A 24927-nucleotide genomic window follows, 5' to 3' on the forward strand; every position below is an offset into this window, starting at 1 on the left:
GGGGAATACCGGTGCGCCTGCTTTACAAGCGTGGCATGGTGAGGCCGCCGTCGACCATGATGACTTGTCCTGTTGAGTAAGGGAAGTCACCCGATGCCAGGGAGCCCACTGCTTTACCGATGTCGTCCGGGAAGCCCCAGCGCTTGGTCACGCAGAGTCCATCTTCGATGAGTGCGTCATACTTGTCTGTGACGCCGCTGGTCATGTCGGTCTTGATCACGCCCGGGCGGATCTCATAGACTGGAATACCAAACTCACCGAGGCGTGCCGCAAAGAGTTGCGACATCATTGCGATACCGGCCTTGGATACACAGTATTCACCGCGGTTGACTGAAACAACGGTAGCCGAGATGGAGCCGACATTGATGATGGCGTAAAAGCCCTCCGCATCGGCGGCTTTTTGTTCAATCATCCAATTGGCTGCGGCTTGGCTCAGGAAGTAGGGGCCTTTGACATTGGTGCCAACGACATAGTCGAAGCTCTCTTCGGTGGCTTCCAAGATGTCCTTGCGTTCCTTAGGGGCCACACCTGCGTTGTTGACCAACACGTTTAGCTTGCCGAAGTGTGCTTTGATCTTATCCAGCATGGCTGTGCGTGCATCGGCAGAGCCGATGTCGCCTTGGCAATAGACAACATCCGCGCCCAGTGCTTTCAGTGCAGCGATGGGCTCGGCCAGTGCCGATTCGTCGCGCATGCCATTGATAGCGATGTCGAAACCAAGCTTAGCGAGTTGCGAAGCGCAGCCGAAGCCGATGCCACGCGAGCCCCCCGTGACGAATGCGACAGGTTTGGAGGAAGTTGAAGGTGTCATATTTTCTGAATACGTTGAAGTGATTGAAGCAGTTGCTTTGTTTGTGGTTCTGGAGTTGCCTAGTTGACCAGTTGACCAGTTCCCGGTTTATGAACCGAAAACTGGCTAACTGGAAACTAGTTAACTCCAGAATTGAAGGCTACGCCTTCAGTTCTGGCAGGTCGATCCACTTACGTTGCTCGGAGCTTTCGATGCCGAGCTCAGCCAGTTGCACGCCCTTGGCACCTTCGAGTAGGTCCCAGCGGAAAGGCTCGTCCAGCACGACGTGGCGTAGGAAGAGTTCCCATTGGATCTTGAATGCGTTATCGTAGTTTTCTTGCTCCGGCACTTTCTGCCAGCCTTCCATGAAGTCGATTGGTTGAGGCACATCCGGATTCCAGATTGGGCGCGGTGTGTTACCGTAGTGCTGAGTCCATACATCGCGCAAGCCGACGATGGCTGAGCCCTTGGTGCCGTCGACTTGCATGGTGAGCAGGTCGTCGCGGCGCACGCGCACGTTCCAAGAGGAGTTGAAGTGGCAAACAACGCCGTTTTCCAATTCGAAAGTGGAGTAGGCAGAGTCATCGGCGGTGCACTTGTAAGGTTTGCCTTCTTCGTCGATACGCTCAGGGATGTGGGTGGCTGCGAGGCAGGACACGCTTTTCACTTTGCCGAAGAGGTTATCGATCACGTAGCGCCAGTGGCAAAGCATGTCGACGATCATACCGCCGCCATCTTCCTTGCGGTAGTTCCATGAAGGACGCTGAGCCGGGATGGTGTGGCCTTCAAATACCCAGTAGCCAAACTCACCGCGCACAGAAAGGATTTCGCCAAAGAAGTCGTTCTCCACCAAGCGTTGGAACTTTTGCATGCCTGGCAACCAGAGCTTGTCTTGCACCACGCCATTTTTCACACCGGCATCGCGGCAGATCTTATAGAGTTCGTACGCATCTTCGGTCTTAATCGCGGTGGGCTTTTCGCAATACACATGCTTACCCGCAGCGGCGGCCGCTTTGACGGCTGCGAAACGGCGCAGTGTGGTTTGCGCGTCGAAGTAGATCGGATACGCAGGGTCCGTCATGACGCTGTCGAGGTCCGTGGTGTATTTTTCAACACTGGTTTGCTCGATCAGAGCCTTCAGCTTTGTTTCGTTGCGGCCGACCAAAATAGGATCGGGCATGATGCACTCAGTGGGGCTGATCTTAACGCCGCCTTGTTTAATGATTGCGTCGATGGAGCGAAGCAAGTGCTGGTTAGTGCCCATGCGTCCTGTGACGCCGTTCATGATGATGCCGATTTTATGTGTTTTCATAGGTTTTTTTTAGTTTACCAGTTTACCGGTTGTCGGTTTTCCAGTTGTCGGTTTACCGGTTGTTGTCGTGAGTTGGATAGTTAGTTTTGAGTTAAATGTGTTTTTCTAGGTAATTGATGAATCCACCAATCAGTTTCTCGGTCTCGACTGACTGTTGATAAAGTTCTTCGAATTTTATTTGAGTAATGTAATCCGCGTCTAGGAGGTTGTAGAGTTGTGATCTAAATTCGGTGCTTGAGCCCTTGGCGATTCTTAGGAATCGGATGAACTCTTTATTGCCTTCGCGTCCGAACCCTTCAGCGATGTTGGACTGCACGGAAACGGCAGATCGTCGAATTTGATCACGTAACCCAAAGTCTTTGGCTAGTTCGCCTGTCTTGCACAGTTGGTAGATCGCAGCAGCAACTTCGCGAGCCTTCTGCCAAGCTTGTATATCTTCGAATCGTTCAATTGTAGCCATTGATTTAGGCGATTGTTTCTTTGAACTGAAAACTAGTTAACTGGTAACGGGAAAACTGGCATTCTTGCCTTACACGTGTTGCTTGTAAGCCTCGATGATTTTAGCTAGATATGCGTCTTGATCGGTGGCCCAGTGGCGGGTGGAGAAGACTTCGACTTCGATCCAGTCGGCAAAGCCGGCGGCGCTTTCGACCAGTTGGCGGATGCCGCGGTTGTCGATACAGCCCTCGCCCATGAGGCCGCGGTCGTTCAGCATGTCGGCAGTGGGCGTCATCCAATCACATACGTGAAAGCCGATGATGCGCTTGCCGGCGCGTTTGACTTCTTGTTCCAGTGTGGGGTCCCACCAAATGTGATACACATCGGCGGCGATGCCGACCCACTCATCACCGATTTGGTCGAGCATGTCGTTGCACTGGCCGATTGTATTCACCGCGCTGCGACAGTCGGCATACATGGGGTGGAGTGGTTCGATCGAAAGTTTGACGCCGACCTTGCTCGCGTGCTCGACTAGTGAGGCGATGCCTTCGGTGATGTGGCGACGATTTTCGGGTAGGCTCAGCTCTGGTTTCGCGCCGCAAACGAGCACGACTTGTGGGGCGCCGACGGCGGCGGCCTCGTCGAGTGCTTTAATGTTGTCGTCGAATGCGGCCTGCTTCTCGCTTGCGTTTAAGTACGGATAGAATCCGCTACGTACCAGCGACACTGCTTTAAGGCCATGGTCGTCCAGCATTTTTTTGGATTCTGTCAGCGGGCGACCATCCAGCCATTGACGCCAGAGGCCCACGCCCGGCACGCCGGCAGCGGCATATTTAGCACAAGCCGTGGGTAGGTCCCAAGGCTTGGTGGTCATGGTATGAATGGCGAGACGTGATAAATCGTTCATATGGGATACAGAATATGAGGTGTTTTAGTTATTATTTAATAGGCTACGAAGCACTTGTGCATCTTCTAAGAATTGTTCGGTGGAGTCGTCTTTGGCGAATTCCAGAATGACGTAGCGATCCTCTTCGAGCTGTCGAATGGGCTCTAAGTAGGCTTGCCATTTTTTGGTGCCGTCAAGTAGTGGGTAACGGTCTTTCCAGCCACCTGGACCCCAGTGAAAACAGTGCACGTGAGCGAGGTGGGGGAGTGCGGCGTCGAGTTCGATGAGGTCAGTAGCGAAATCACCGCCCGAGCGTGGTTGCCAATAGAGTTTGAGTTCCGGCAAGCCGACCTCTTCTAAGAGTTGATGTGCGGATGCTTGCGTGTCAGTGAGCGTGTTGCCGTGGTATTCGAGTGCGATCGTGATGTCCATTTCACGCGCAGCGATGACAGTGCGACGGAGGTGCTCGGCGACTTCTTCTCGGTATGCGGCGTCGGCATCGGCAGAGCCTTTTTGTCCGGCCCATACTCGAATGATAGGCGTGCCTAGCGCGTCGGCACTTTCCAGAACATCACTGAAAGAACCAGAATCACTGTTACAGCGATAGTAGGATCCATAGGAACAGAGTTCAAGGCCAGCGGCTTCGGTCTTAGCTTTCACTGATTGTGCGAGTTCGATGTCGCCGGGGGGCACATGCACGTCGCCACCCCATTCAATGCCGTCGATCTTGGCTTTGACGCAGAGAGCGATTAGCTCATCTATGGAAAGTTTGCGAAAACTTATAGAGCAGAGTCCGGAGTGGAGCATAATTAAAATCGGTGGGTCTTTTCTAGGTGTATGATGGTGACTTCGCTGTCTTCGAGAATTTCGTAACTGTGTGCAAGTGCGGCATCGAACTTGAGGGCTTGGCCCGGTGTCAGCTCATGGGTTTCGCGTGGCATGGTGATGCGTATGCGTCCGCTGCGTAGCCAGCAGATCTCAAATTCGTCGCCGTGGGCTTCGGGCTTCGATAGATTGCCGCCACGCTTAGCGGTGGCTTGGAAGCAATCGATTCCTTTGAAGCTCACCTTTTCAAAATCAAAGGGGCCCGATGTGTAGCTCTCGGCAGTTTTGCAATGCGCGGAGCAAGATTCTGCGAGATTGAGCAAGTCGGTGGCGGAGAGTCCAAATACCCGAGCGAGTCGGTAGAGCGTGTCGAGCTCGATCATGTTCTGGTTGCGCTCCAGCTTGGATAAACCTGCGATCGAAACGCCTGATTTTTGTGAGACATCGTCCAATGTCATGCCTGCGCGCTTACGTAAGTCGCGTACCACTGAAAAATCTAAGGTGAGCTCGTTGGGGTTCATTTAACGATTTTTATTGCGCCAAAGATAAAATATGTCAACTTTTTTATCTTAAAGATGAAAATCTGAATTAAAACCTAGCGCAAGTGCAATGGCGCCTTCCTTTAGCTATCTTATATCCTATGACACATATAAAAAATAAGCCGCGTTCCCTCTTTTTGATTCCAGAGAATCGCTTTCGAGAGATTTACAATGCGGAGGCCATCGTTCAGATCGCAGAACTGACTAAGAATGATGGTCAGGTGTATTGTGCGGAAGATGTCTTATCGCAGCCTGAGGCCTTTGCTGATGTAGAGATTGTTTTCTCGGGGTGGGGCGCTCCTGTTTTGGATGAAGCGCTGCTAGATGCGCTGCCTGCCTTGAAGGCTTTCTTTTATGGTGCGGGGAGTGTACGTAACTTTGTGACGGAAGCCTTTTGGGCGCGTGGTATTATTTTGACCAGTGCCTACAAGGCAAATGCGGTGCCAGTCGCTGATTACACCATGGCATCGGTGATCTTTGCCTTGAAGCGTGCGTGGACGCGCTGCCAGCGTCTAAAAGAGGGAATTGCTCCCGATTACAGGCGAAAAGTGCAAGGCGTGTATCATGGCTCCAAAGTGGGCGTTATTTCATTAGGCGCGATTGGCCAACTTGTTTGTGAGCGACTTACGAATCTTGATTTGGACGTGTTTGCATACGATCCCTTTGCCGGCGATGATTTGTTTGAATCCTTAAATGTAACTCGAGTGGAGCGCTTAGAGGACCTTTTCCCTATGTGCGATGTGGTGAGCTTGCACGCTCCCTGGTTGCCTCAAACTGAGAATTTGGTGACGGGGGCGATGCTGGAATCTTTGCCCGATCGTGGCACTTTTATCAATACATCGCGCGGAGCGATTGTAGATGAGCCTGGCATGTTGAAGGCATTGCAGGCCCGTCCCGATCTCTTTGCAGTGCTGGATTTATTGCAGGATGAGAAGACCTATCACAGCAATCCAATTACCGCGCTGCCGAATGTATTTATGACACCTCATGTCGCGGGCTCGCAGGGCCATGAGTGCCACCGAATGGGGGCTTTGGCCGTGGAAGAATGTCGCCGCTATTTGAATGGAGAGCCGCAGGTGACTCCTTTGACGCGTGAAAGCGCCGAGCGCCTCGCTTAACACGCTACATGTTACACACTAATTTAAACACAAAAGTATAAGCTCTAAACAATTGACCATGACTGCCACTATTGAAAGCCCCGCCTCGGATGGTATTGCCTCCATTCCACAAGAGATTCTAGATCGCCTCACACGCGTTGATATGCCCGCGGTGCGCGGTATCGACGCTTCGGATACATGCTTAGATTTGGGCGGTGTTTCTGTGCCCGTGTATCAATGCGAAGCCTTGGTGCTTGGTAGTGGCGCCGCGGGCATGCGCGCGACGGTAGAGCTACACCGCCGCGGTGTCGATGTGCTGGTGGCCAGCACGGGGCTCTTTGCGGGCACCTCTGCATGTTCAGGCTCTGATAAGCAGACCTTGTATACTTCCAGCACGGACTATAAGGGTGACAACTTTATCAAATATGCAGAAAGTCTATGTTCGGGCGGTGCGATGGACTTCTCGACAGCCTATGTTGAAGCTGTGGGATCCAATGATGCGGTTGGTGGTTTGCAATTTATGGGCTTACCCTTACCGCACGATGATCAAGGCGCGATCTTGCGTTACCAAACCGACCACGACGAAGCAGGTCGTGCCACTAGTTGTGGTCCGCGCACTTCAAAGCTGATGGTTAAGGTGCTTTTTGAAGAAGCTTTGACGCTAGGTGCGCGCATTTTGCCTAGCACTAGTGGAATCCGGATCGTGAAAGAAACAGTCGACGGTGAAGAGCGCGTATGTGGTGTGGTGGCCTTACACCGTGAGGAATCACGCAACGAATATGGCCTCATTTTTATCCAATGCCAGGATCTAATCATTGCAACTGGCGGCCCCGGCGAGCTGTATCGAGATAGTGTGTATCCACATCATTGTCATGGTGGCTTGGGGCTCGCTTTGGAGGCCGGGATTGAGTTATGTAATGTCACGGAAAGCCAATTCGGTATTGGCACGCCGCGCACGACTTTTCCTTGGAATTTATCGGGCACCTATGTGCAAGTGATGCCGCGTGTCTATTCCGTCGATGCGGAGGGGAATGAAATTCACTTTTTGAAGCGTTATTATCGCACGACACGTGAGATGGTTTCCAATACTTTCCGTAAGGGCTATCAATGGCCCTTCCACTCCACTCGGATGCTGGATTATGGCTCTAGCCTTTTCGATCTTGCGGTGTATCTCGAATGTCAAGCGGGGCGTAAGGTCTATCTCGACTTTTTACGTAACCCAGAACCGGTGAATGAGGGGGAAAGCTTTAGTCTCGAAGATCTCGATCCAGACGTGCGGGCTTATCTTGAAAACAACGAGGCCTTGTATGATCTACCGATCGACCGCTTGCGCCGGATGAATCCACTCGCGATAGAGCTCTACCGTATGCATGGAACTGATCTGTGCGAGCAGCCTTTGGAGTTTGCGATGAATAATCAGCATATGAACGGAGGCATTCTGATCAACGACTGGGGACAAACGAGCTTGTCGGGCTGCTATGCTATTGGCGAAGCTGCAGGGAGTCACGGCGTGACGCGCCCTGGAGGGGCTGCGCTCAATTCCGGCCAAGTCTTTGGTAAGCGTGTGGCTGTAGCGATTAAGCGGGCACATTTAAACAAAGCCGAGTTCACTCCTGATCAGGCTACGATCACGCAACAGATACAGGAAACTTTGGCGGACGCGAATAGCTTCGTCGCAAATAGTGATGGTCGCACACCCAAGGAAGTGAAGACTGAAGTGCAGGCTCGTATGAGTGATTCGGCTGGTATTATTTGCACTCAGCAGGGCGTGGCTCAAGCTTTGTCAGATGCCCAAGCGCTGCGGCGGGAGGTTGAGAGCCATGGACTTCGAGTCGGCTCGCCTGCTTTGGTGGGGCAAGCATTTCGCTGGCGTCATATGGTTTGGGTCTCGGAGGCGGTGTTGACCGCGCTGGATCACTATATTCAAAACGGCGGCGGGAGCCGTGGGGCACGTGCGATTTGCGCGGATGAGGGCACGCGTTGCCCTGATGCGAGTCACGAGGATTTGAGTCGTTTTCGCTTTGTTGAAGAACAAGCCAAAGACCGCGAAGAAAAGTTGATCGTTAGTCGCGAGGGTGACGGTGTTTCAGTGCACGCCTTACCCGTGGATTTGAGGCCCGAAGTTAAACGCGAGTTCTTCGAAAAAGGCTGGGGGCCGTATTTGATTAAAGAAGGCTAATCCCTTTGGAGGCTTTGGAGGCTTTGGAGGCAAGGCGTCCCGCCTTGATACGTTTGCTTTGCATCGGGCGGGACGCCCGATCTCCATGTGGGAGCTTGCCCTTTGGAGGCAAGGCGTCCCGCCTTGATGCGTTTGCTGGCATCGAGCGGGACGCCGGATCTCCATGTGGGGGCACTATTTCTTAAATATCAGGGCGTAGCCTCGGAACTCGGCTCCCTTGGGGAGGGTGAGCGTTTCACCGTCGAAGAGTGGGGCTTCTGTGCTGCTGTCGACTAAGCTAGTCACGAAATTGCGACACTCGCTGGCTGGCAGCTTGATGACGAGGTCCTGGTCCGGGAGTCCTGCGAAGGTATGAATCACTAGTAGCGCTTGGCTGCCGTCGTGGCTTTCTCGCCACAGGCCTTGCCAGGAGGTGGGGTTGTGCCAGTTGTGAGCGCCTGGACCGAAGAAACGGCTATGGCCGCTCTTGATGATCGGGGCCGCTTGTTCGTAGAAGCTGACGGCTTCTTTGACGATGGCCATTTGCTTGTCGCTCAAGTCGTGAACTGGGCCCGATAGGCACATACGGCCATAGAGGGTTGCCGTGAGCGAATAATAGAAGCGCTCTTCAGTGTCGTCGGGGTAGAGCACGGCCCAAATTTGAGATTGGCGCGGTGGCATTAAATAGTGTAACTGACGAGCGATGATGGGGATATTCCATGACTCGTGCGCATCTGAAAAAGAGCTCATGGAAGTGAGCCCAATCATGTTAGGCTCCAGCCGGTGGCCGCCCGAGGAGCAATTTTCGATTACAAGATTTGTAACAGATTCGCGGATACGCTTGAAGGTGGATTGAATGCCGTTGACTTGTTGGCGTAGCCCCTCGCCCAGTGAATCTGGATGGTCACAGCCTATGCCGATGGTGTCGTTGTAATCGACTTTCAGATAGCCGAGCTGATTGTCGTTTAGGAAATCAATCAGTTTCTCGCCGAGATAGTCTTGCACCCATGGATCATTTAGATTCCAGAAACGACGGCTGCCGACTTGTAGAGGCTTGCCGTTACGTTGCAGGTGATGTTCGGCTTGTTCCCATGCCTTGGATCCGGGATTGCAAACCTCGAACTCAAACCAAATGCCGGGGATATAGCCGAGTTCGCGGAGTTCTTGGCAAACTGCGCCGATACCTGAAGGGAACTTCTCGCTGTCGACTTCCCAGTCACCGTTGGATTGCATGGTGGCTTCGGGGGGGCGCTTGGCCCAGCCATCGTCGATGACGAGGTAGCGGATACCTGTGCCGAGTAGACGTTTGGCGAGTGCCATCGTCTTTTCATGACTGGGAGAGCCCCAGTTGGTGCACCATTCATTAAACATGACAGGCAGAGATTGCTCCGACTCCGGGAGGCCTTTGAGCTGCGATTCTTGCAAGCGAACCAGTTGGCCAGTCAGGTCGCTCAGCTCGCCCTGCACGCAAGCTAGGTGAGCGACGGGAGTCGTCAAACTTTCGCCGGGAGCCAGCGCTTTCTTCCAATGACCAAACTCAAAGTCAGCTAGGCCGCCAGAGATCGAAACACTGTCGCCGCGGCGAGTGATTTCCATTTGCCAAGAGCCTGGGTGTGCCAATTGAGCGCCCCAAAGTACTCCAGTCTGGCAGTCTTCGATCGCGACGAAAGGAAAGAATTTGCGTACTGGCATGGTGCCCACTTGACCGAAGCGTTCGGATACGGTGTTAAAACCACACCAATTTCGCTCGAGGTGTAAGTCTTCGAGGGATTCGCTGCAGAGGCGCCCTTCGTTGCTCCACCATGATCGGAAGCGGTGTATTTTGAGTCGCCCCGGGGCGTCGTTGTCGACAAATGGGGTGATGCCTGAGATTACAAAACTAGTGAGTAGCTCCAGCGAGACGGCTTGATCACCGTGATTTGTGAGGGTGGTCCAGGCGCGTAGGGTGCCTTCGACTTCGGTGGCTTCGAGGTGTTGCTCGACGACTAATTGATGACGTGGGTCGTGGAAGGCCGTTATGATTTTAGAGTCATCTGTGGAAACTGCTTCGCGCTGCTCTAAGTAGTCAATGCTGCTGCTGTTCTGCATGCTCATGCCTGCGATGAAGCCGCCGGAGCTGATGTCGTCTTCCAGCTTGAGTTGCACCATGCTGTCAGGTACATTGATCACGGGATTCAGTTTTTTGCACTCTGGCCGATCGGTGATCGCGCTGCGTGCTTCGACGCGTTGATTTGCAGTTGCGCTGGGGCAGAGGCGCAATTCAGTTTTTCCAGATTCTGAGGTCACTCGGTCGATCTGTAGACCGTTGAGGAGTTGAGAGGTCGTCATTTGAAGTCGTGCAGTGGGGGGGGCGTTGTTTTTTAGGTGAGGTCGGCTGGGCGAATTTTAGTCGTAGAGCCAGAATCGTTTGACTTCGTTTTGGAAGTTTTGTGCTTGTAGTGCCCATTGGTTGACGAATGCGTTGACGCGAGCTTGAGCGCCGCGTTGCTTGATTTCGTCCCACCAAGCGGTGCTACCGACGTGTTTATTAAAAAGGGTGGGGTTCTTGGAGGCGGCAAAGGGATTGCTGGAAGACCATGCGGCGGCGAGTTGCATCATGTGGAAGCTGAGCTCGGTGGGGCGAACGCGGCTCCAATCGACGACACTCACATAGACGCCAGTGACGGGGGCGCCGGCGGCGCTTTGGGTGTCGACTATACGGTAGCTTAGACCGGGAATGTTCTTTGCCTCGAGCGCCGCTTTGACTCTGGCGGGGGATTTGCCACTGTAGCGCAGAAGTCTAAAAGGATAGGGAGTGCCGATGCCGTGGCTGAAGCCTCCTTCTTGGGCGCCGAGTCCTGTCATCGCGTAGCCGAGCACGGCAGAGAGATCCGGGATGTAGGGGGAGGTCGGCACCCAGCGCAGTCCAGTTTGTGTCCACAGCATATCGCGACTCCAGCCCTGCATGGGCACGATGCTGAGTTTGCCTTGCTCACGTGTGGCATTGGGTGTCTCCATCCAGCCAGGACTGTGTTTGGCGATGCGTGCGAGCTCGGCGATGGTGAGGCCGTGCACATAGGGGACATGAAATGCGCCGACGTAGCTGCGCCATTCGCGGTCGAGCGGGGGGCCGTCGACTTTGAGCCCGCCGAGTGGGTTGGGGCGGTCGAGGATGATGACTTCGACTTCGTTTTCAAAGCAGGCTTCCATTGCGTAGCGCATGCAGCTGACATAGGTGTAGGAGCGCACGCCGACGTCTTGTAAATCGATCACGAGTGCATCGAGGCCAGCTAGCATCTTGGGGGTAGGCTTGCGGTATTGACCGTAAAGCGAATAAACGGGTAGTCCGGTGCGCGGGTCGATTTTATCATCGACGGGCACGTTGGCTTTTTCGTCGCCATAGATGCCATGTTCGGGCCCGAAGAGTGCGACGAGTCGAGCATTGGATGCGCGGCGGAGCACATCGATGCTACTCTCGCCGCGGCGGTTGATGCCCGCAGGGTGAGTGAGTAGGCCGACGCGTTTACCCGCGATGGCGCGAAAGCCACTTTGCTCTAGCACGTCGATGCCGAGGTAAATGGGTGCCGCATGGGCGAGCCCTGTGCATAACAGTAGTAAGAATAGTAGGCGACAGAGCGGTTTAATCATGTTTGGAGTCTTGGTTAGCTGGGGGTGAATCTGACTTCAATTTACGGTCGTTGATTTTACTGCGGAGTAATGCGTAGCTGGCGGCGGTGCGGTTGGCGACGATGCGGTAGGTGACGCTGCCAATTAAGCCGAAGAAGGTGCCCATTATGACGGCGCCTAGGTTGGTGACTCCAAAAACTGTGGCTAGATTGTCAAATTTATTGCCCCAGGCGCCATGAATGAAGTTGTCGAGCAGCAGGCGGACTTCTTCGTGGTGCAGTGGTGCGACTTCGACGCCAATCAGATTTAAAAAAATGCGTCCTGTTTGGTAGCCGGCATACCAGATCGGCAATACCGTGAGTGGGTTGGAGACAATTTGTAGTCCCGCGATTATTGGGAGATTGGCGCGTAATATCAGTGCGAGTAGAAATGCAAGCGGTACTTGTATTCCGTAGAGAGGCATGAGCGTCAGTATGCTACCTGCTTGGATTGCGGGCACGGCATGCTCGACTCGGAAACTCCATATGTAAACGCGTTTACGAGCGGATTCGGCGAAAAACTTGAGAATCGGGTAGCGGTGTATATTCGTGCGTCGGGGGAGGGGGCGCAGCCACTTTTTGACCCGTCGGATACGTCGCCGCTTGGTCTTGTTGAACTCTGATTCCTCAGCGGTCATGCGTGGTTCGGCTCTGCAAGACTTCGGCTACCTTTTGTGTTAAAAACTCTGGAGCTCCTTTGAGTGCTTGAGCTAGCGGAATACCTTCGGGGGAAATGCTATAGGCTGCGGTGCCGGGGAATCGATCGCGCACGGATTGTGCGGCCGTCTCTTCGGCGTAGCCGGCAAAGAGGATGGCATTGGTATCGCTGGAGTAGGCGGCTGCGAGTAGAGCGTAGGGGCCCTTGCCTGCGAGTGAGCTGTTGTCGAATTTACCTTCGCCTGTTAAGACCAGGTCTGCGTGTTTTATTTTGCTGGCGAGATCCAGCCAAGCGGTGACTAGTTCGAAGCCGGGCACATAGCTAGCTTCGCTGGCGACGTTGAGTCCGAAGCCGAGTCCGCCGGCGGCGCCGCTGCCGAGCACTTTGAGGCGTGCATCTTCTTTTCCGAAAAATTGGCACAATTGTTTGGCCACACGCTCGGAGGCATCATCAAAGGCAGTAATTTCGTCAGGTGCTAGGCCTTTTTGTGGGCCGTATATGGCGGCGGCACCTTGTGGTCCGAGCAGTGGATTTTCTACGTCGCAGGCGATATAGATGGGGGGCACTTCAAGCTCGATGCTGCCTGTGATCGTGTGCACTTGGTCCCACTGCGCGGGGGTGATTTGCCCACTGGGGCAGAAGTTCAGGCCCAAGGCTTCCAGTGCGCCAAGGCCCAGGTCGCTGGTAGCACTGCCACCGATGCCTAATAGTATGGCACTGGCCTCTTCCGCCACGGCGATGCGGATCAGCTCCCCCACGCCGCGCGTGGTGCAATGGCCGGGGTGGCGCTGTGCTGCGGGCACTTGTTCCAAGCCTGCTACGGAGGCCATTTCGATGATCGCCATTTTGCCCTTGTTCACGCCTAGAAATTGGCGTGCGGCTTTAGGGATTTTTGCGATCTCGACCCAACCCAGCGGCGCTTCGAGCTCCTCACCCAGAGGTCCACAGACCTTGTGAAATTCAATATATCCGTCGACTGATTGGGTTAGGATGGGGCAAAAGCCCTCGCCGCCATCGGTGAGCGGCGCGGCGGTGTAAATGTGTGACTCACCGAGTGCGAGCTGAGCTCCTTTGAGCGCGGCTTCACAAGCGCGATCTGCAGGCATGGAATCTTTGAACTTATCGAAGGCGGCTAGGATATGCATAGGCACCGAATATGAACGTCGAGTCGCGAAGGTCCAACATTGATCGCGGCAAATTTGAATTTTCGCTAGATGCAGTCGCTTCTTTTTCGCGGATAGCTGGCATGAAGCATGCTAATAGATATGAAAAAAAGAAAATTATATTTATGAGTACTAGCGAACCTACGTCCACCGTCGAACCGTCCACTGCCTCTACACCGGCACATATGGATATTCATCATCTTCCGGATTGGTTGCGCAAATACTCTGTTGAGGCTTCGGTATTGGATGAGGCAGAGATCGATCGCCATCCGGTACATGGTACCACTGTGTATCTCGCACATACGCAGGTGCCCACTCGCTTCGGTGATTTTCGTGCATGTATCTTTCAAGATATCATTCACAAGGGCTATATCATTGCACTGACGTATGGGGACATTAAAAACGCGGAGCTATTACACACACGTATGCATTCGAGCTGTGTGACGAGTGAAACGCTCGGTGGCTGCGATTGCGATTGTGTGCAGCAGCTTGAGGGCGCGATGGAGAAGATTGCTCAGAGTGGGCATGGCGTCTTATTCTATTTATTACAAGAGGGGCGCGGCGTTGGTTACTCGGCGAAGGCACGCGACCGGATGTTGGTGCAGGCGAGTGGCGACACCTTATCGACCTTTGATGCTTATAAGACTTTGGGGCTGAAGAAGGATTATCGTCAGTATCTCAACATCGCCGATATCGTGCACATTTTGGACATTGATGCCAAGTGGGTGGTGTTGACGAATAATCCCGACAAAGTGGAGGCGATGCAGCGCAATGGATTGACCGTCGAGCGCACCGAATCGATTGAGTATGAGCCGGGGCCTTTTAATTTATTTTATTTGAAATCGAAGCAGGAGTCCGGGCATGTGCTCTCGCGGCCGAATGAGCTGCCGCTGGCGGACATTCGCCTTCCCGAAGCCGTAGTGCCTTTTAAGCCTGTGCGCTTAGAGCAAGCGGAGCGCTTTATATATATGGCGAGTTATCTGCTGCCGATTCGTCCTATCGACGACGAGATCGTGGTGTCTTACGATCTGGTGCGTGAGATCTTAGGCGATGAGGAGCTGGAGCCGTATACCCTGGGGGACGAGCCGATGATTCGCGAATTTAAATCAATTCGCGGGAATCGCTTGAGTTTGAAAATTGATGCCAAAGCGATCGAAGCCAAGGGCAAGGACCCCAAAGAAAACCCATTCGCGCGTCTGCTCTTTGAGCCTTATTGGTTTCGCGTGCATGTGTATTATGATATCGTGAGTGGCGATGACTTTGTGGTGCTGACCCATGGTAAGCCCAAGTCTTATGATCGGCCGATTGTACGCATTCAGAGTGAGTCTATCCTGAATCGTTTTCCTGTAAAAGTGGACGAGAATAAGGCGAAGTATAACCGCGCGATTCAACACATCGTGCGTTATGGCAGTGGTGCGGTGGTGCTGGTGTATCAGGATGGGCGTGGGGCAGGTTTCGGTGCTTTCTCGCTGGATCGTATGTTTCGCGAGCAAAATCGTAGCTATGATACTCGCGAGTCCTACCGTAAGCTCGGCGTTCCTTTTGATCAGCGTGACTACGAGTGTGTCTTTCAAATTTTGAAAAGCCATCTCCCGAGCATGAACATTCAGATGGTCATGAACTCGCCCAATAGTTTGATAGAGAAAAACGAGTATGCACAGGCGCTGCACCGTAGTGGTTTAAATGTAGTTGATTGGATCTTTCTAGAGTCTGAGACTTGAGGCAATGAGCTTGCAACGCGGACTTGATATTTTGGCACAACGGATTGAACAAGTTCCGGAGTGTTTACGGCAAACTTTGGCTCCGTCATTGCCGACGCCTGTCTTTGCCGGTGCGGCCCGCGAGGTGATCACTACTGGGATTGGGAGTTCGGAGGCGGCCGCCAAGTATTTGCAGGCGCAACTGAATCGTATCCCGCAGCAACATGCGGAATTTTTGCCGACCTGTGCATTTTATGGCGAGCTGCCGGCCGCCAGCGCGCGTAAGCATTTGGTCGTTTTTACCCAAGGGCTCTCGCCCAACGCGCAGATCGTGCTGGCGCGGCGATCACAGTTTGCGGGTTTGACGCTGGTGACTTCGTCCACCTTGGAGGGACAGCGCCAAGCCGGCAAGACTGACCGTGCGCAGCTCTTGCAGGATTTGGAAGCCGAGGGCGCTTCCATTGTGACGCACCCGATGGAGGATGAATTTGAAATTTTGCCGCGCATCATCGGGCCTGCCTGTGCTTTATTGGCGGCGTGGAAGGTCGCGGCCTCAGTTGCGGAGGCTCAGTCTACTGTAGCTCAGGCCAGGATCTCCGATATGCTGGATGCCGTCTGGGCGGTCGACTTGCCCGACACCGAGCTGCTGGAGCGCTGCGCTCACGAGCTTTTGACGGGTGTTGATTTTTATTTTAGTGATTGCAGCTCGCTCTATGCGCAAAATTTAGCGGCCAAGGTGCTGGAGACCGTGTTTTGTGCACCGCCACGTATTCGAGATTTGCTTGATTATTCGCATGGTCCCTTTCAAGCCGAACGCGCGCAGCCGGGGCATCGTTGGATTTTTACCAGTGAGCAGCCGGCGGCACTGGATCTGGTGGCGCGCTTGCGTCCTTTATTGGAGCGAGTGAACCCGCCCGTGATCATCCAATCGCCGGTGCCGGAGCCTTATGCGATTTTTTATTACGAGCGCTTTCTCAATGCGGTGGTGCTTCGCGCCGCGAAATTGGCCGGATATAATCTGATCGATTGGCCGGGCAAGTTGGAAGACGGCGAGGGGTATGCCTTGCAGCAGCCTTATGCGCGCGAATTGTGATTTTTTCCGCTTATACCCATTCAAAAAAAATGGACCTAGGTGGCCTGCACCTAGATCCATTGAAGAATGTGTCGTATGGCTCGTTTCGGCCTATCCGCTTAGCGCTGTTCTTGGCCGCTCTCGATGTCGATGATCTTGAAATTCTCGACGTGATAGATCGGATCGGCACGGAAGGAGAGGCGTGCGCCGTAGGATTGCTCGATTTCCAGTAGCAGATCCTCATCCTCTTGGCGCAGGCGTTCGAGGTTGGTCGGGTGGAGCAATACGCGTAGTGCGATCTCCTTATCGTGGCCATCGCGTGCGCGGATGTGGCGGATGACACTGATTAGGCGACGTTGCACTTCCACGCTCATAGTGCGAGAGCTCTTGACCGAGCCGCGGCCGTGGCAATACGGGCAGTCGGTGTAGATGCCGCTGGAGTGACTCTCCGAGTGGCGCTGGCGCGTCATTTGCATGATGCCGAGCGTCGAGATCGGTAGGATGTGGTTCTTGGCCTTGTCGTTGGCCATTTCGCGACGCATGCGAGCGAGTACGGCGTTGCGGTCTTTTTTCGCCTTCATATCGATGAAGTCGAGAATGATGAGGCCGCCGATATTGCGCAGCCGCACTTGGCGACAGATCTCGGTGGCGGCTTCCAGATTGACCTGTAGGATGAAGTCTTTGCCATCCTTGTTCTTATTCTTGTGCGAGCCGGTGTTTACGTCGATCGAGATCAGCGCTTCGGTTTCTTCGATCACGATTTCGCCGCCGCCTGGCAGGGGTACGCAGCGCATATAAGTCTGCTCGATTTGGCGTTCGATATTGAAGCGTTCGAAGACCGGGATGTCGTCTTTAAAGATGTGAATCTTGGACTTGGAGCGAGGCGAGATCTTCATGACCTCCTCCATGACATTGTCATAGTCCTCCTTCTTGTCGACCATCACGCGGTCGATTTCTTCGGTGAGGAAGTCACGCACTGTGCGGCCGACGATGTCGGGCTCTACATAGAGGCAGGCCGGCTTCTTAGTGGATTCCATGCGCTGGTTGATCACCTCCCAGCGCTTGAGTAGGATGTGGAGGTCGCGGATAAAATAGCGGGCTTTTTTACCTTCGCCCGCAGTGCGGACGATGATGCCCATGCCTTCGGGCAGGGTGAGATCGCGCAAGATGCCCTTCAGGCGAGAGCGCTCTTTTTTGTCCTCAATCTTGCGGGAAATACCGAGTGTGCCGGTGTAAGGCATCAGCACCAGAAAGCGACCGGGCAGGGCGATGTTGGTGGTGGTGCGTGGGCCCTTGGTGCCGATTTGGCCCTTGGTGATTTGTAGCACGATTTCGCTGCCGATCGGGTAGAGGCGCGGGATGTCTTTAACGGTGATCTTTTCTGCTTCGCGCTTGCGTTGCTTTTCAGATTTATTGTCGCGGACCACCTCGATGCTGTTGTCTTTGGCGGCTGGCAGAATGTCCCAGTAGTGCAGGAAGGCATTTTTTTCTTCGCCGATGTCGACGAAGGCTGCCTTGAGGCCAGGCTCCAAGTTTTGAATGCGTCCCTTGAAAATGGCGCCGACTTCACGTGCTTCACCGCTGCGTTCGACTTCGAACTTTTCGAGCACGCCGTCTTGTAATAAGGCGACGCGTTTTTCGAGTGGCTCCGAGTTGATAATCAGCTCGGTGTAAGACTTCTTCTCGGCTTTGATGGCTTTGACGATGCGAGTGATGAGCGGTTGTTTCTTTTCGCGCTTGGCCGCGTCGTCTTTGAGCGCACGGGTGTCGATACGCTCCGCTTTTTTTTCCTTGGGAGCGGAGATCAGTTCTTTGGTGTATTGATTGTCGCTATTTTCGTCGTGTTCGCTTTTTGCGTCGTTATTAGAATTTTTGTGAGTGTTTGATTCGTCGTTCATTGGTCTTGGTTTCCCGTGGGTGAGGTGGGGATCCCAAGTTTTGTCTGTTTTCTCTCTGTAATCTGTAGGTGCGTGGGTGTATCCGTATCATGAGAAATCCTTTCGATACCGGTATACACTTTGCACAAGACCTTGTAGAATAAAACAGCTCAAAACAAAGGAGCCTCCGTAACTTAAAAACGGAAGCGGGAGTCCAGTAATCGGGGTAATGCCGATAGTCATGCCAATGTTGATGAAGAAGTGGACGAGGAATAGAATACTGACACCGATGGCCAGTTGCATTCCAAATCGATCTCTTGCGAGTCCGGCAATACGTATGCCGTTGGCGACCATCAGGCAAAATAGCCCGACGACGAACGCGCTTCCAAGAAAGCCTGTTTCCTCCGCAATCACGGAGAAAATAAAGTCGTTGTGTGCCACCGCTTGTGGCAGATAGCCGAGCTGTGCTTGGGTACCTTTGAGGTACCCTTTGCCCGACAATCCACCAGTTGCGGCAGAAATTTTTGCTTGATTGGCATTCCAGCTCGCGCCGGTGCCGGTCGGGTCCACCACGTCGGGGGCGACGAAGGTGAGAATCCGATTTCTTTGATAATTGCGAATGGGGAGCAGCGACTGGTAGTCGCCGACTGCCTCTATTTGATCCGAGCTTTTCGCTTCACGTTCAGCTTCCAGGTGCTGGCTGTAGCCGTATAGGTCGACCCCAAGCGCAGCCAGTGCGATCGCGAAAGCTGCGAACGCACTCAGGAAAAATTTCTCGGATAATCGAGAAACATATAGCAGAGCGAAAATCATTGGTGGAAAGACAAGCGATGAACCTAGGTCGGGTTGCAGGAAAATCAACAACATTGGAAGTAAAAAGACACCGGCGACTCTGGTGAGCACGAGCAGTGAATCTTTGACTGTTCCGATCTCGGATCGGGCTAGAATACTGGCCGCCATAATCAGGGTGCCGATCTTGGCCCCTTCGGTGGGTTGCACTCGGGTGACTCCCAGGTCGATCCAGCGACGGGCCCCCATATCTTCGAAGCTAATCGGGCTAAATTTGGTGGTGAGCAAGAGCCCGCAAATGCCCGCAATGTAGGCGATGTGTGCGTATTGCAGGATATACTTGTAGTTAATGGCCGAAATGCCGGTGTAGGTCCCTATGCCTATGACGATCCAGAAAAGCTGTCGTTTCCAGTGGCCGCCTTGATAGGAAATTTGCGCCGAATAGATGAACATCAGCCCCACTAGGCAGAGTACGAGTATGCAGAGCGGATTCACGATGTCGAAACGAAGTCGCTCCCCTGGGTGCATCAGGTTCTGATATTTCTTACTAAATATTCGACGGTAGACGGACACGTGGATATGGACTTACGGATATGGAATGCAGTCTATGAGTGTTCTGCAGTTCTCAGTTTTAACAATACCGATCAGTTGATGTCTCCGAGATAATTGCTGGGGGGGCTGAAGACGCCATCCTTGAAGAAGGGCTTGATCACTTCAGGTAAAAAGCGCCGATTGTGCAAGTCTGTGAGCGGGATCCATTCTACGCCGACCTGTTTTTTATCGTGTTCGGTGCCGGGGCCGATGCTGTCGGGATCCGGCAAGGAGCAGCTAAAGACGTTTTCAACTTGATGGAAGGAGTGGTGCGATTTGCGAAATTCGTGATTTTTTCCGATGTATTCGCGCACATAGAGCAGTTCGCCGATTTCGACTTCGGTTCCGATTTCCTCCAGGCATTCACGCTTGAGCCCTTGGCGCAAGGTCTCGCCGTGGCGCTGGCCGCCTCCAGGTAGAATGTAGAACACGCCCGAGCGGTCGCGCATTTTGATGGCGAGGACTTTTTGATTCAAAATGATGAGGGCGCGTGCCGCTGTTCGAATATGGCGCATAGTCAGAATTGACAGCCAAAAGGAGATTGACGCAGGGGCAAGACTCAACGCGGCTTCTGTGAAATTTGTGTTGCGATTGTGCGAGTCACTTGCGGTTTACTGCAGCTTGTGTCAATAGCATGAGCCATGGTAGATATTGTAGATAGTTTCGGGGCCGAGCCCATCAAGGCTGAGTTTGGAGATTCGCCGCAATTACTCTCATTTTTAGAGGCTAATTTCGCGGGCGCAGAGCAGGCCGACGCCCGACGGCAACTCTTGGAGTTGAGTGACGAGAGTGCATTTTCCCTGCGTCAATGGGTAGCATCTTTGCGCACGGTGCGCGCTTGGTTGGATGCACGTGGACTCGAGATGTCGCTCGAGGAGGAGCTCGGTTATGTTTGCTGTGCAGGCGAAGCGGCGGGGGCTGGAGCCAACCTGACCTATTTGCCTGCTCTGGTCGCGGAAATGTTGGAGAGCTATGGCTGTGAGCGTGCAGAGCCGCGGAGGAAAATTAAAAGAGGTCTGGGGGAAGTTTAGGAGCTGTATGGTTTCGCGCTTGCCTGAGCGGATGAAGCGCATTTGCTCTCTCGCATGGTGCAGAAAATACAGCCACGCTTCCTAGATTACACGAGCGCTCATGCAGTCGCTCAAAACTTCGGCACGCCCGTCTATGTCTACGATCAAAAGACATTGGAGGCCAATGCAGCCGCTGTGTTGGCTTTTCCTAATGCCTTCGGTTTGACGGCTCGCTATGCGATGAAGGCTTCGCCCAACGCGGCGATCTTAAAGATTTTTGCCCAAGCAGGGCTGCATATCGATGCGTCGTCGGGGCATGAGGTGCACCGTGCGATGGCAGCGGGCATTGCTGCTGAGAAAATCAGCCTCAGTGCGCAAGAGTTGCCAGAGGATTTGGGCGAGCTCTTGGAGGCAGGTATCCAGCTGAATGCGTGCTCGCTGGCACAGCTGGAACGTTTCGGGCAACTCCAGCCCGGTGGTGCTGTGGGCATTCGCATCAACCCCGGAGCCGGCTCGGGCGGTAATAACCGTACCAATGTGGGCGGCCCGTCTTCCAGCTTTGGTATCTGGTACGAGTGGATCCCTCAGATCAAAGAGCTATTGGCTAAATATTCGCTCACTGCGGTGCGCATCCATACACATATTGGCTCAGGCAGCGATCCCGAGGTCTGGCTCAAGGTGTCGAAGATGAATTTTGAAATGGTGCGTCAGTTTCCTGATGTGGTGACGCTCAACCTCGGAGGCGGCTTCAAAGTCGGGCGTATGCCGGACGAGAAGTCGACCGACCTGCAAGTGGTGGGCCAGCCGATCAAGGAAAAGTTTGAGGAGTTCGCGGCCGAGACCGGTCGCCAGATCCGCCTCGAAGTGGAGCCAGGCACTTTCTTGGTCGCCAATGCCTGTGCCTTGCTGTCCAAGGTGCAAGATGTCGTCTCTACCGGCGAGGCGGGATACGATTTTATTAAGCTCAATACTGGCATGACGGAATTGCTACGTCCCTCCATTTACGGAGCGCAACACCCGATCAGTCTCTTGCAGAGTGAAGAGGCCGCCAGCACTAAAGAATATGTGGTCGTGGGCCACTGCTGTGAGTCGGGGGATATTTTGACACCTGCGCCTGGCGACCCAGAGCTGCTCGCGACGCGTGAGCTGCCCGAGGCCAGCATTGGTGACTACTGCGTGATCGATGGTTCCGGGGCCTATGCTTCAGCGATGACGCCCAAGCACTATAATTCGTATCCCGAAGCCGCGGAAGTGATGCTTCAAGCCGACGGTGAGCCGCGGCTGATCCGTCGTCGTCAACAGCTGGCAGACATCTGGGCCAACGAAGTTTAGAACGTCCAACGTCCAACGTCGAACGTCCAATTTTGAATGTGAACTAGTCGCGGGGGACTTTAGACCCCGTTGGCGCTGGGCTGGCTGCGGCTAGTCGAACGCTCGAACCGAGGCTAAAGCACTCGGCTACGTCATAGGTGAAGGTCGAATGATCAATAATTCACAATCGAGTGTTCGCCCCATTCTCCCTCGTGTCGTGCATGCAACCCCGCGTATCTCCCATTCACCCTTGGATGTTGGACGTTCAATGGTCGACGTTCGTCCCGTTCCTCTGTTCCTCTTCGAACGATAATTCATCGCTGTCTTCAGGGCGGTTGGCGTGTAATTCGTCGGGCAGGCAGAAGTAATAGGTCATCAGCCATAGGCTCCAAGAGATGCGATAGAGCATGAGCGGGAGCAGTAGTGCGGCGATTCCAGCTGCTATCATTGCGGGGCGCTGAGGTATCCAGCCTGCAAAGCCTGCGAGTAAGAGCGGCGCGACCGCACCGAAGACTGCGATGCCGTAATTAATACAGAGCGGTCCGAGGTAGTAGCCATCGCCACGCTCCAGCGTCATGCCGCAGCAGGGACAACGATGATGAATTTTCAGAAATGAGCGAAAGAGCTTGGATCGTCCGCAGTTGGGACACTGACAACGTAGGCCACGGCGCACGATATCGCTGTGGCTCACTTTCGGGAGCTGGCTGAGGCTGGGGTCAATCATATAGAAAATAGCGTTTGAAATTGGCGGCCACTTGTTCCGCGAGTGCTTCCACTGTCAGGCCGCGCAGTTCGGCGGCCCTTTGGTAGCCGCGAAGTAGAAAGGTGGCATGGGCTTCACTGCTTGGGATTGTGTCGGGCGCGTCGCTTTCTATCAAGAGGCGATCAATGGGCACTGCCTGAAGGGCCGCGGGCGCTTTTTGGGCGCGGTCGCCCAGTTGACCTGCGTGAAATGAGAAATAGGCATCCCATTGCGCGAAATGCGAAACTTGCTCGGCGGAGCCGCTATACGCGTGCAGATGTATGCCACGTTTGGGGCAGGGCTGTGTCTTTAAAATGCGAAGTAAAGAATCGCTGGCTTTGAGGCAGTGGATTGAAACGGGCAAATTACGCTGGGCCGCTTGCTCTAATTGCCAGCTGAAGGCGGCTTGCTGACGCTCAATGTCGTAGCCCTCGATCCATTGATCGAGGCCAATCTCGCCCACCGCTTGAGCGGAGTCGATCTGCTTGAAGAAGCTTGCTTGCCAATCGCTGGGGGCGTCCTGCACTTGCCATGGGTGCAAGCCAATCGCCGAAATGACCTGTGGGTCCTTTTCGGCGAACTCGATGACTTCCCGCCAATCTGCGGGGCAGGTCCCATTGACGACGACCTTATGACGCGATGCTCCGAACAGATGGCAATGTGCGTCGTAGAGTTTCATGGGAGCCTGATGCGGTCTTCACAAGTGAAGCCCCTAGCTATTATGACTCCGCCAAGCAAGACTGAGCGAAGCGCTGGATCGATTCCACGATACGGCTGAGACCATTGCGGCGGTTGGGGGAGAGGTGTTGCGTGATGCCCACATCGCCCAGGAAGTCGGCGTCCGTTTTCACGATTTCCTCAGGTTTCGCATCGCTGTAGAAATCACAGAGTAGGCTGGCGATGCCCTTAACGATAGCAGAGTCCGACTCCGATTGAAAATCACACAGTCCGTTTTGATAGCAAGGAACCACCCAGAGTTGAGACATGCAGCCTTCGATTTTAAAGCTATCGATTCGCAAGTCTTCGGGCAGACCTTTGGCCTTCTTGCCGCGGTCCACGATGTAGCCCAGTCGTTCGTAGGGATCAGGAATGAGGGTGATCTCCTCGACCAGTGCGTTTTTCTTTTCTTCTAAATTCATAGCGTCTTAGAGTTAGAAGCTAGCCAGAGGAATTTAGAAGTCAAAAATAAGAGGCTTATGTAAGACAGACACTCTTGTCTGTCATTTGCGTCGCGCTGAGAGACAGGCGAGGGCGCCTGTCCTACGTAAAACAGACACTCTTGTCTGTCGTTACGCTTTTAAGCGTTTGTCGAATTGACGATTTTCCGGCCTTCTGAAAGGATATTTGTATGCGCGAGGAACTGCAGCCTGAACATCCTAGCTTTTTTCGAGGGTTCGAATTTGGGCGAGGCCGGGCTAAGACGCAGAGGCATTTGCCACAATGGAAACAGGTGAATGCGACCTATTTCGTGACTGCTCGTTTAATGGATTCATTGCCGATTCATATTTTGAATCAATGGAAGGAGAAGAAAGCTCTATGGCTTACGCAAAATCCGAAACCGTGGAGTGCCATGCAGCAGCGCTATTATAAGCTGAACTTTCCTGAAAAGATGGAGCGTTGGCTCGATCAGGGCATGGGGGACTGTTTATTGAAGGTTCAGGCGAATCGCGAATTTTTGATTCAAAGTCTGCGCTTCCGAGATGGAATCGACTACTTCTTAGGAGATTGGGTCATCATGCCGAATCATGTGCATCTCCTATTACGTCCGTTTGGGGATGCCTCGTTGTCTAATATATTGCAGGCATTGAAAGGTGTGTCAGCGCATCGTATTAATAAGGCTTTAGGCAGGACCGGGAGCTTGTGGATGGAGGAGAGCTTCACGCACATCGTTCGAAATTATGAAAAATTGAAGCAGGCTTCAGATTACATTCAGCAAAATCCCATAAAAGCAAAACTGTCATCAGAACATTATTGTTTAGGTCAGGGGCAGGCGAGCTGGTTTGCTGGGGATAGATAGGGTGGACAGTTGGAGAGACAGGCGAGGGCGCCTGTTCTACGTAAGACAGACACTCTTGTCTGTCGTTTGCGTCGCGCTGGGAGACAGGCGAAGGCGCCTGTCTTACGTAAGACAGACACTCTTGTCTGTCGTTTGCGTCGAGCTGGAGAGACAGGCGAGGGCGCCTGTCTTACGTAAGACAGACACTCTTGTCTGTCGTTTGCGTCGTGCTGAGAGACAGGCGAGGGCGCCTGTCTTACGTAAGACAGACACTCTTGTCTGTCGTTTGCGTCGCGCTGGGAGACAGGCGAGGGCGCCTGTCTTACGTA

General features: G+C 53.7%; 23 protein-coding genes. 7 read left to right on the forward strand and 16 right to left on the reverse strand.

Features of this window, described 5'->3' with window-relative positions; translation table 11 throughout:
- Positions 1-22: 22 nt before the first annotated feature.
- The 6 genes from QEH52_RS08845 to QEH52_RS08870 form a co-directional block, all read right to left on the reverse strand.
- Positions 23-811 (reverse strand): 3-ketoacyl-ACP reductase, encoded by a 789-nt coding sequence (locus QEH52_RS08845; RefSeq protein WP_308949809.1) that lies wholly within the window; start codon positions 809-811, stop codon positions 23-25.
- Between the two features lie 139 nt (positions 812-950).
- Complete coding sequence (locus QEH52_RS08850) at positions 951-2102, reverse strand: Gfo/Idh/MocA family protein (RefSeq protein WP_308949811.1); 1152 nt, start codon at positions 2100-2102, stop codon at positions 951-953.
- A 91-nt stretch (positions 2103-2193) separates the two neighbouring features.
- Entirely contained in the window at positions 2194-2562 is a 369-nt protein-coding gene (locus tag QEH52_RS08855; protein WP_308949812.1) for a four helix bundle protein, read from the reverse strand.
- A gap of 69 nt (positions 2563-2631) precedes the next feature.
- Positions 2632-3447, reverse strand: a complete 816-nt coding sequence (locus QEH52_RS08860) for a sugar phosphate isomerase/epimerase family protein (RefSeq protein ID WP_308949814.1) — start codon at positions 3445-3447, stop codon at positions 2632-2634.
- A 24-nt stretch (positions 3448-3471) separates the two neighbouring features.
- A complete protein-coding gene (locus QEH52_RS08865) occupies positions 3472-4233 on the reverse strand; it encodes a sugar phosphate isomerase/epimerase family protein (protein ID WP_308949815.1) in 762 nt (253 codons plus the stop codon).
- Positions 4234-4235: 2 nt separating this feature from the next.
- Positions 4236-4772, reverse strand: coding sequence for a helix-turn-helix domain-containing protein (locus tag QEH52_RS08870; RefSeq protein ID WP_308949816.1), 537 nt, complete (start codon positions 4770-4772; stop codon positions 4236-4238).
- 119 nt (positions 4773-4891) lie between these two features.
- Between QEH52_RS08870 and QEH52_RS08875 the strand changes: the two genes are divergently transcribed.
- Complete coding sequence (locus QEH52_RS08875; RefSeq protein WP_308949817.1) at positions 4892-5908, forward strand: hydroxyacid dehydrogenase; 1017 nt, start codon at positions 4892-4894, stop codon at positions 5906-5908.
- A 58-nt stretch (positions 5909-5966) separates the two neighbouring features.
- Complete coding sequence (locus QEH52_RS08880; protein ID WP_308949818.1) at positions 5967-8066, forward strand: FAD-binding protein; 2100 nt, start codon at positions 5967-5969, stop codon at positions 8064-8066.
- Positions 8067-8240: 174 nt separating this feature from the next.
- On the opposite strand, the gene QEH52_RS08885 is transcribed toward QEH52_RS08880, so the two are convergent.
- The 4 genes from QEH52_RS08885 to QEH52_RS08900 are packed head-to-tail and all read right to left on the reverse strand — an operon-like array spanning position 8241 to position 13492.
- Positions 8241-10373, reverse strand: coding sequence for a glycoside hydrolase family 36 protein (locus tag QEH52_RS08885; RefSeq protein WP_308949819.1), 2133 nt, complete (start codon positions 10371-10373; stop codon positions 8241-8243).
- A gap of 57 nt (positions 10374-10430) precedes the next feature.
- Entirely contained in the window at positions 10431-11672 is a 1242-nt protein-coding gene (locus QEH52_RS08890; protein WP_308949821.1) for a DUF1343 domain-containing protein, read from the reverse strand.
- Positions 11665-12327, reverse strand: coding sequence for a DUF2062 domain-containing protein (locus tag QEH52_RS08895; RefSeq protein WP_308949822.1), 663 nt, complete (start codon positions 12325-12327; stop codon positions 11665-11667). The genes QEH52_RS08890 and QEH52_RS08895 overlap by 8 nt, the downstream gene beginning before the upstream one ends.
- A complete protein-coding gene (locus QEH52_RS08900; protein ID WP_308949824.1) occupies positions 12317-13492 on the reverse strand; it encodes a glycerate kinase family protein in 1176 nt (391 codons plus the stop codon). Before QEH52_RS08900 ends, QEH52_RS08895 begins: the two co-directional genes overlap by 11 nt.
- Before the next feature lie 143 nt (positions 13493-13635).
- Between QEH52_RS08900 and QEH52_RS08905 the strand changes: the two genes are divergently transcribed.
- Together QEH52_RS08905 and QEH52_RS08910 are read left to right on the forward strand one after the other, a co-directional pair.
- A complete protein-coding gene (locus QEH52_RS08905) occupies positions 13636-15231 on the forward strand; it encodes a hypothetical protein (protein WP_308949825.1) in 1596 nt (531 codons plus the stop codon).
- A 4-nt stretch (positions 15232-15235) separates the two neighbouring features.
- Positions 15236-16303, forward strand: a complete 1068-nt coding sequence (locus tag QEH52_RS08910) for a hypothetical protein (protein WP_308949827.1) — start codon at positions 15236-15238, stop codon at positions 16301-16303.
- Positions 16304-16401: 98 nt separating this feature from the next.
- Here the strand turns inward: QEH52_RS08910 and QEH52_RS08915 are convergent, their stop codons facing one another.
- The 3 genes from QEH52_RS08915 to QEH52_RS08925 form a co-directional block, all read right to left on the reverse strand.
- A complete protein-coding gene (locus QEH52_RS08915) occupies positions 16402-18180 on the reverse strand; it encodes an Rne/Rng family ribonuclease (protein ID WP_308949829.1) in 1779 nt (592 codons plus the stop codon).
- Positions 18181-18267: 87 nt separating this feature from the next.
- The gene (locus QEH52_RS08920) at positions 18268-19521 is read right to left on the reverse strand and encodes an FtsW/RodA/SpoVE family cell cycle protein (RefSeq protein WP_308949830.1); all 1254 of its coding nucleotides are present in this window, start codon (positions 19519-19521) and stop codon (positions 18268-18270) included.
- Positions 19522-19592: 71 nt separating this feature from the next.
- Positions 19593-20054: an NUDIX domain-containing protein gene (locus QEH52_RS08925; protein ID WP_308949831.1), complete on the reverse strand. Its 462-nt coding sequence runs from the start codon at positions 20052-20054 to the stop codon at positions 19593-19595.
- A 126-nt stretch (positions 20055-20180) separates the two neighbouring features.
- Between QEH52_RS08925 and QEH52_RS08930 the strand changes: the two genes are divergently transcribed.
- Positions 20181-20570, forward strand: a complete 390-nt coding sequence (locus QEH52_RS08930; protein ID WP_308949832.1) for a hypothetical protein — start codon at positions 20181-20183, stop codon at positions 20568-20570.
- Positions 20571-20627: 57 nt separating this feature from the next.
- The gene (locus tag QEH52_RS08935; protein ID WP_345785458.1) at positions 20628-21881 is read left to right on the forward strand and encodes a diaminopimelate decarboxylase; all 1254 of its coding nucleotides are present in this window, start codon (positions 20628-20630) and stop codon (positions 21879-21881) included.
- Between the two features lie 244 nt (positions 21882-22125).
- On the opposite strand, the gene QEH52_RS08940 is transcribed toward QEH52_RS08935, so the two are convergent.
- From QEH52_RS08940 to QEH52_RS08950, 3 genes are read right to left on the reverse strand one after another with little or no spacing between them, the layout of a single operon-like run.
- Complete coding sequence (locus QEH52_RS08940; RefSeq protein WP_308949834.1) at positions 22126-22584, reverse strand: DUF983 domain-containing protein; 459 nt, start codon at positions 22582-22584, stop codon at positions 22126-22128.
- Entirely contained in the window at positions 22577-23281 is a 705-nt protein-coding gene (locus QEH52_RS08945; protein ID WP_308949835.1) for a TatD family hydrolase, read from the reverse strand. The genes QEH52_RS08940 and QEH52_RS08945 overlap by 8 nt, the downstream gene beginning before the upstream one ends.
- Positions 23282-23321: 40 nt before the next feature.
- Positions 23322-23741, reverse strand: coding sequence for a SufE family protein (locus QEH52_RS08950; protein WP_308949836.1), 420 nt, complete (start codon positions 23739-23741; stop codon positions 23322-23324).
- Between the two features lie 209 nt (positions 23742-23950).
- Between QEH52_RS08950 and QEH52_RS08955 the strand changes: the two genes are divergently transcribed.
- Entirely contained in the window at positions 23951-24619 is a 669-nt protein-coding gene (locus tag QEH52_RS08955) for a transposase (RefSeq protein WP_308949837.1), read from the forward strand.
- Positions 24620-24927: the final 308 nt, after the last annotated feature.

Source organism: Thalassobacterium maritimum, from assembly GCF_031127805.1.
In the GTDB taxonomy this organism is placed as follows: domain Bacteria; phylum Verrucomicrobiota; class Verrucomicrobiia; order Opitutales; family Coraliomargaritaceae; genus Thalassobacterium; species Thalassobacterium maritimum.

Bases quoted from the DNA above. Each gene is read 5' to 3' on its own strand.
- QEH52_RS08860 (WP_308949814.1), bottom strand. From the start codon at position 3,447: ATGAACGATTTATCACGTCTCGCCATTCATACCATGACCACCAAGCCT.
- QEH52_RS08850 (WP_308949811.1), bottom strand. From the start codon at position 2,102: ATGAAAACACATAAAATCGGCATCATCATGAACGGCGTCACAGGACGC.
- QEH52_RS08845 (WP_308949809.1), bottom strand. From the start codon at position 811: ATGACACCTTCAACTTCCTCCAAACCTGTCGCATTCGTCACGGGGGGC.
- QEH52_RS08855 (WP_308949812.1), bottom strand. From the start codon at position 2,562: ATGGCTACAATTGAACGATTCGAAGATATACAAGCTTGGCAGAAGGCT.
- QEH52_RS08875 (WP_308949817.1), top strand. From the start codon at position 4,892: ATGACACATATAAAAAATAAGCCGCGTTCCCTCTTTTTGATTCCAGAG.
- QEH52_RS08885 (WP_308949819.1), bottom strand. From the start codon at position 10,373: ATGACGACCTCTCAACTCCTCAACGGTCTACAGATCGACCGAGTGACC.
- QEH52_RS08930 (WP_308949832.1), top strand. From the start codon at position 20,181: ATGGTAGATATTGTAGATAGTTTCGGGGCCGAGCCCATCAAGGCTGAG.
- QEH52_RS08925 (WP_308949831.1), bottom strand. From the start codon at position 20,054: ATGCGCCATATTCGAACAGCGGCACGCGCCCTCATCATTTTGAATCAA.
- QEH52_RS08915 (WP_308949829.1), bottom strand. From the start codon at position 18,180: ATGAACGACGAATCAAACACTCACAAAAATTCTAATAACGACGCAAAA.
- QEH52_RS08945 (WP_308949835.1), bottom strand. From the start codon at position 23,281: ATGAAACTCTACGACGCACATTGCCATCTGTTCGGAGCATCGCGTCAT.
- QEH52_RS08895 (WP_308949822.1), bottom strand. From the start codon at position 12,327: ATGACCGCTGAGGAATCAGAGTTCAACAAGACCAAGCGGCGACGTATC.
- QEH52_RS08900 (WP_308949824.1), bottom strand. From the start codon at position 13,492: ATGCATATCCTAGCCGCCTTCGATAAGTTCAAAGATTCCATGCCTGCA.
- QEH52_RS08905 (WP_308949825.1), top strand. From the start codon at position 13,636: ATGAGTACTAGCGAACCTACGTCCACCGTCGAACCGTCCACTGCCTCT.
- QEH52_RS08940 (WP_308949834.1), bottom strand. From the start codon at position 22,584: ATGATTGACCCCAGCCTCAGCCAGCTCCCGAAAGTGAGCCACAGCGAT.
- QEH52_RS08890 (WP_308949821.1), bottom strand. From the start codon at position 11,672: ATGATTAAACCGCTCTGTCGCCTACTATTCTTACTACTGTTATGCACA.
- QEH52_RS08950 (WP_308949836.1), bottom strand. From the start codon at position 23,741: ATGAATTTAGAAGAAAAGAAAAACGCACTGGTCGAGGAGATCACCCTC.
- QEH52_RS08910 (WP_308949827.1), top strand. From the start codon at position 15,236: ATGAGCTTGCAACGCGGACTTGATATTTTGGCACAACGGATTGAACAA.
- QEH52_RS08955 (WP_308949837.1), top strand. From the start codon at position 23,951: ATGCGCGAGGAACTGCAGCCTGAACATCCTAGCTTTTTTCGAGGGTTC.
- QEH52_RS08865 (WP_308949815.1), bottom strand. From the start codon at position 4,233: ATGCTCCACTCCGGACTCTGCTCTATAAGTTTTCGCAAACTTTCCATA.
- QEH52_RS08870 (WP_308949816.1), bottom strand. From the start codon at position 4,772: ATGAACCCCAACGAGCTCACCTTAGATTTTTCAGTGGTACGCGACTTA.
- QEH52_RS08880 (WP_308949818.1), top strand. From the start codon at position 5,967: ATGACTGCCACTATTGAAAGCCCCGCCTCGGATGGTATTGCCTCCATT.